Source organism: Paenibacillus typhae (assembly GCF_900099765.1).
Lineage (GTDB): Bacteria > Bacillota > Bacilli > Paenibacillales > Paenibacillaceae > Paenibacillus_AQ > Paenibacillus_AQ typhae.
In genome coordinates, this window is the sequence record NZ_FNDX01000081.1 from 1 (window position 1) to 5,709 (window position 5,709).

At 53.4% G+C, this 5,709-nt stretch carries 7 protein-coding genes; 1 reads left to right on the forward strand and 6 read right to left on the reverse strand.

Annotated features, from left to right (window positions below):
• Together BLR64_RS29750 and BLR64_RS29755 are read right to left on the reverse strand one after the other, a co-directional pair.
• Window positions 1–263 (reverse strand): transposase (locus BLR64_RS29750; protein ID WP_090719671.1); only part of this gene is annotated, 263 nt, incomplete at its 3' end.
• A 125-nt stretch (window positions 264–388) separates the two neighbouring features.
• Window positions 389–2,239, reverse strand: coding sequence for an ABC transporter ATP-binding protein (locus BLR64_RS29755; protein WP_090720320.1), 1,851 nt, complete (start codon window positions 2,237–2,239; stop codon window positions 389–391).
• Window positions 2,240–2,356: 117 nt separating this feature from the next.
• On the opposite strand from BLR64_RS29755, the gene BLR64_RS29760 reads away from it, so the two are divergent.
• A complete protein-coding gene (locus tag BLR64_RS29760; protein ID WP_090720322.1) occupies window positions 2,357–2,920 on the forward strand; it encodes a GNAT family N-acetyltransferase in 564 nt (187 codons plus the stop codon).
• A gap of 71 nt (window positions 2,921–2,991) precedes the next feature.
• Here BLR64_RS29760 and thiE read toward each other — a convergent pair whose 3' ends face one another.
• The 4 genes from thiE to BLR64_RS29780 all read right to left on the reverse strand — a co-directional run.
• Entirely contained in the window at window positions 2,992–3,657 is a 666-nt protein-coding gene (gene thiE, locus BLR64_RS29765) for a thiamine phosphate synthase (protein WP_090720323.1), read from the reverse strand.
• Window positions 3,650–4,474 carry a bifunctional hydroxymethylpyrimidine kinase/phosphomethylpyrimidine kinase gene (thiD, locus tag BLR64_RS29770; RefSeq protein WP_090720324.1) on the reverse strand — a complete coding sequence of 275 codons (825 nt, stop codon included), beginning with the start codon at window positions 4,472–4,474 and terminating at the stop codon, window positions 3,650–3,652. Before thiD ends, thiE begins: the two co-directional genes overlap by 8 nt.
• A 29-nt stretch (window positions 4,475–4,503) precedes the next feature.
• Window positions 4,504–5,307, reverse strand: coding sequence for a hydroxyethylthiazole kinase (gene thiM, locus BLR64_RS29775; protein ID WP_341833409.1), 804 nt, complete (start codon window positions 5,305–5,307; stop codon window positions 4,504–4,506).
• Window positions 5,308–5,454: 147 nt separating this feature from the next.
• On the reverse strand, window positions 5,455–5,709 hold a 255-nt coding region (locus BLR64_RS29780; RefSeq protein WP_139172156.1), incomplete at its 5' end, for a transposase.

Here is a 5,709-nt window from a genome sequence, read left to right on the forward strand (position 1 = left end):
GCCTTTAAGTAATCTCGTTCTTCTTCTATACTGGAAAATGTAGAACGTGGACGTCCTTTTAAAGGGCTGGTTGCCCCTTTTCGTGTATCGAATGGCTCTCCATTCCGATATTTCTTTACCCATACTTTAAGCTGGGTACAGTTCGCAATCCCCAACCTGTCGGAGACAATCTTGTAGCTCTCACCTCCTGTAAAATAGGCTTGAATAGCCTCTGTCTTGAATTCCTCTGTGTACGATTGAAATACTTGTCCCTTTTTGGCCATACAAAAATCCCCTCCAAGTTCACTCATTTCCTCATGTTAACACATGAGGTTTTTTACGAGTGTCTACTTGAAGGGGATAATACCATTAGCGGCAGGATACGGTTTTTTTATACAACAAAATAGGGTTATTCAGCAACCGGAGGGTCAGAGAACACTTTTGGCTCAAACTGCTTGTCGTACAAAGCTTTATACACCCCGTTTTGCTGCAGCAGCCCGTCATGCGTACCTTTTTCAGCGATCATTCCATCCTTAACCACCAGAATCTGATCGGCAGCTACAATCGTGGAGAGCCTGTGGGCGATGACAATCCCGGTTTTGTTCGCGAGCAGGGAATGCATGGCCTGCTGAATGTAGTATTCCGAGACGGTATCAAGGGCAGAAGTCGCTTCATCCATAATAATGACCGGCGGATTCTTCAAAAGCACACGGGCAATCGACAGCCGCTGCTGTTCCCCGCCTGAGAGCTTGATCCCGCGGTTGCCGACGATCGTCTCATATTGTTCCGGCAGCCCCATAATAAAATCATGAATATACGCAGCACGGCAGGCTTCAATCATCTCGGCTTCGGCCGCTCCAGGACGGGCGTACAGCAGATTGTCCCGGATCGTGCCGTTGAACAGATAAGTATCCTGGGTCACCAGGCCAATCTGGGAGCGGAGTGACTCCAGTGTGAATTCGCGGATGCTTGTACCGCCGATGCTGATGGTGCCGGATTGTATCTCATAGAGCCTGGGGATCAGACTGGTAATGGTTGTTTTGCCTGCTCCGCTTGGTCCGACGAGTGCAGTTACGGTGCCTGCGGCAGCAGTAAAGCTGATCCCGCGCAGTGCAGGCTTATCCGGCTGATAGGCGAAATGAACATTGTCGAACAGGATGCTTTTTCCGGCGGCGCTGATTGGTGTGGCTTCCGGCTGATCTGTAATGACCGGCTCCATATCAAAATAATCAAAAATCCGCTCAAACAGCGCCACCGACCGCTTAATATCCACATATAAATTCGTCATTTGCATGACAGGCCCGTAGAGTCTGCCAAGCAGCGCAACGAAGGTGATGATGGTACCAATGGTCAGCTCTCCCTGAATAAAAAGAATGCCGCCATACAGGTAGATCAGCATCGGGCCGATACTCGTAAAGGTGGACAGGAACATGATGAACCAGCGGCCGGCCATAGATTCGCGGATCTGCAGGCGTGTAGCCTCTGCGTTAATGGCTGTGAAGGTTCTGTATTCAGCAGACTCTCTCGTAAAAAGCTTCATCAAAAGATAGCCGCTGATGCTCAACGTCTCCTGAATAATCCGGTTCTGCTCCGAGACCTTTTCCTGCGTCTGCTTGGCCAGCTTCCAGCGTACATTGCCCATTTTGCGGGTTGGCACGATAAACAGCGGCACGACAAGAATGCCAAGCAAAGCCAGCTTCCAGTTCATAAAGAACAGCGCTGCTGCGGTAGAGACGAGTATAAACAGGTTGCTTGTAAAATTGACGATTGTGTTGTTGAACACGCTTTGCACTCCGGTGATGTCACTGGTCATTCTGGTAATAACCTCTCCCTGCTTCACTTCCGAGAAGAACTGCAGGGGCATCTGCTGAAGGTGGCGGTACATCTGATTTTTCATATCATGCACAATATTCAGGGAGATAAAAGAATTCAAATAATTCTGCAGCACTCCCAGCAGGCCGGAAATCACAGTGGTGCCCAGGGAAGCCAGAACGAGCAGAACAAGCAGACGCAAATTTTTATCCGGCAGCGCATGGTCGATAATCTGCTGAATCAGAATCGGGGGCAGCAGCCCCAGCACCGCAGATACAGATAATACAAGCACCACAACGAGCGTCTGTTTCCAGTAGGGGATAAAATATTTGCTGATCCGCAGCAGCAGCGCCCGGGAAAGGTCCGGCCTCCCGCCGGCTTCGTCGAATTTAAACTTTCCGCGCCCCAGTCCTCCGCCGAACCCGCCTGAACTAAAATCTCTAGCCATTTATGCTCACCAGCTTCGCTTGAATTTAATAGAGAGGTCCGGGTAATTTTACACCTGAATGGGAAGGCGGTAAATGCTATAATTAACATTCGCCAGAAAAAGGGGGACACCTATCTTATGATCATTGGTCATCGGCAGGTTGAACGAAACGGCATTATTTATATTATCAGATCAGCTGTCCGTGAGGATGCCGCGGAGCTGTCGGCAATAAGGCTGCAGATTGACGGGGAGACGGAAAATATGGAGCGTCGTCAGGGTGAAGGCTTCATCAGTCCGGAAGGATTTGAAGAGATTATCCGCAAGGATACGGAAGCAGACAGAAATTTATTTCTTGTAGCGGAAGTAGAAGGGAAGCTCGCCGGATTCGCCAGATGTGAGGGAAGCGTGCTGTCCAGGAATGCGCATAAGGTGGAATTCGGAATTTGCATTCTTCGGGCGTTCTGGGGATATGGGATCGGTTACAGTCTGCTGCAGCAGGCCACTTCCTGGGCGGACAGCCAGGGGATCGTCAAGATGGGGCTGACGGTGCTGGAGACCAATACCGGGGCTATCTCGCTCTACCGCAGGTTCGGATTCGAAACCGAGGGCATCCTGAAAAAAGACAAGCTGCTGGCAGACGGTACATACTATAGCACGCTGGTTATGGGCAGATTTAAGGACCAGCTAACTGATGAGGCATGACAGCAATATTCTTACTGCAAAACAGGGCGGGCGGCATCCGAAGAATGCTGCCCGCCCTGTTTGAATCTTCTTTAAGTTCTGCCGCTTGTGATAACTTTGTGCAGCAGATGCCTTGCTGCGCCGGTGATCTCGGGGGCTTGCGCAACCGCTGAGATCACCGAGATTCCATCCGCACCTGCGCGTATTACGGGTGTCACATTATCTGCAGTGATACCGCCGATCCCAACAATCGGTATGCTGAGCCCGCTGCGTCTTAGCTGTTCGATCACTTGCGTTCCCTGTACTGCCCTGGCATCCTCCTTGGAGGAGGTGGGGTAAACCGGGCCTACGCCGAGGTAATCTGCACCATCCGATACCGCCTGCTGTGCTTCTTCGAGCGTATGTGCGGATACGCCGACGATCTTGTCAGCACCGAGCCTGCGCCGGATGGCAGCGGCTGGCTCATCCTCCTGGCCGACATGGACCCCGTCGGCATCCAGCATTTCAGCAAGCCCGATATCGTCGTTGACGATAAACGGGATGCCGCGCTGCCGGCAGATGCCCTGGAGCTGGCGGGCCAGATCAACAGCTGCAGCGCCGCTCAGCGCACCGGGACCCTTTTCCCGGAACTGGAACAGGGTAATGCCGCCGTTAACGGCCTGCAGCAGCGTGTCTGCCGGAGACAGGCGGCAATTCACACTGCCCATTATAAAATACAGCTTCAGCAATTCCCTGATATGTTCGCTGCGGCTAAGCATTCTTCTGCCCCTCTCTTTGACTTTGCCGGTAGGCAAAATGGTTGGTCGGACCATGGCCGCTGCCGATGCCAAGGCTGTGTTCTATGGCCGCGTGAATAAAAGCCTTGGCTGTCTGTATAGCCTCATTAACATGATCTCCTGCAGCAAGTCCGGCGGTTATGGCTGCCGAGAAGGTACAGCCAGTGCCGTGAGTATGCCGGGTATCTATGCGGGGGCTGCTCAGGTACGTTATCGCCTGCCCGTCATAGATCAGATCCCGCACACCGTCCGTTCCGTCGTCATGCCCGCCTTTAAGCACAACATACCTTGGGCCCATCGAGTGAATCAGCCTGGCAGCCTGTTCGCGCTCTTTGAGCCCGGTGATGGTCATGCCGGTTAATATTTCAGCTTCGGGAATATTGGGGGTGACGACCAGAGACAGCGGCAGCAGCTCACTGACCAATGCGGCCACCGCCTCCTGCAGCAGGAGAGGAGAGCCGCCCTTGGCGACCATCACCGGATCGACTACAAGCCGGCCCCAGCCGTATTCCCTGATCTTGGCGGCTGTGGTTCTTATGATTGCACTGCTGAACAGCATGCCCGTCTTCACGGCCTCCGGCGGCAAATCGGCTCCGACGGAATCGAGCTGGGCGGCCACAGCCTCCTCCGTCAGGGGATAGACAGCCTGAACGCCCAGCGTATTCTGTGCCGTGACTGCTGTGAGTGCTGACATGCCGTACACGCCCAGCTCCTGAAAGGTCTTGAGGTCAGCCTGGATACCTGCACCGCCGCCGCTGTCCGAACCGGCAATGGTAAGTGCTTTTACTGCTTTGGTCATACCGCATTCTCCTTTTTGCCTGCAGGCTGTTAGTGGTTAAGCTGTTTGAGCTGCGATCTTTGGCTGTAGATTTCCGGGGTCACTGCGGACAGCTGATTCAGAAATTCAATCTGAAACGCTCCCGGCCCCTGGCCTTCAGTCCGCTCTGCGGCGATCTCAGCGGCGACGCCGTAAAAGGAAATCGCTTCTGCTGCCGCTTCCAGCCATGCGCCTTCGCTCGCGGCAAGAAATGCACCGGTTACTGCACTGAGCAGGCACCCGGTTCCGGTCACCTTGGTCAGCACCGGATGGCCGTTGCTGGCCACAAAGGTGCGGCTGCCGTCGGTAATGACATCCTCCCGGCCGGTAACGATGACTACACAGCCGAGCTTTTGGGCAGCCTTTTTGGCCAGTGCAAGCACATCGCCTTCGCCTGCACCGGCATCCACGCCCTTGCTGGCCCAGCTCTCGCCGGCTACATTGGCCACCTCGGCCACATTGCCGCGCAGCGCGGTCAGCTGCATGGACTGCACCAGCTTCTGTGTGACCTCGCTGCGGTAAGCAGTCGCACCGGCGCCCACCGGATCAAGCACCAGCGGTACGCCATGCGTATTGGCGGACTGTCCGGCGAGGATCATGGAGCTGATAGCCTGTTCGTTCAAGGTGCCGATATTCAGCACCACTGCTCCGGACATGGCGGCAACATCCGCCACCTCTTCGCGCGCATCGGCCATAAAAGGGGAGGCACCCAGCGCCAGCAGCCCGTTGGCGGAGAAGTTGGCCACCACAATGTTGGTAATGTTATGTACGAGCGGATTCAGCTCGCGTACCTTGGCTAAATAGGACATGATTATTCCTCCTGAAAATTAGGATAAAAGAATAAATAAAAGAGTGTCCGGATAGCAGACACCAGGATAGTTGTACTTTGGAGTCAATTTCATAATTCAGTTTGTTGAGTAGCAAGACTGGGCCAAAATTTTTGAGATCGTTTTTTAAAAAAATCAGGCTACTTTCTGGAAACTGTTTAACTGCTTGTTCAACTTGTCTAGCGCAAACTTACTCAAATTGTAGGCCAGTGTACTGAGCTGGAAATCCACACCTGCCCGGACACCGCGATGACGTGTACGTTTCATGCCAAAATACTCTTTGAGGTACGCAAAAACTCGTTCCACGGCCGTTCGCTTGTTGTACAGTTTCGTAAAGCTCTCGCTACCTCTTGCGGGGTAGGCGTGCTTTCGTAAATCCGTTTGGATCCG

Bases quoted from the DNA above. Each gene is read 5' to 3' on its own strand.
- BLR64_RS29755 (WP_090720320.1), bottom strand. From the start codon at position 2,239: ATGGCTAGAGATTTTAGTTCAGGCGGGTTCGGCGGAGGACTGGGGCGC.
- BLR64_RS29760 (WP_090720322.1), top strand. From the start codon at position 2,357: ATGATCATTGGTCATCGGCAGGTTGAACGAAACGGCATTATTTATATT.
- thiE (WP_090720323.1), bottom strand. From the start codon at position 3,657: ATGCTTAGCCGCAGCGAACATATCAGGGAATTGCTGAAGCTGTATTTT.
- thiD (WP_090720324.1), bottom strand. From the start codon at position 4,474: ATGACCAAAGCAGTAAAAGCACTTACCATTGCCGGTTCGGACAGCGGC.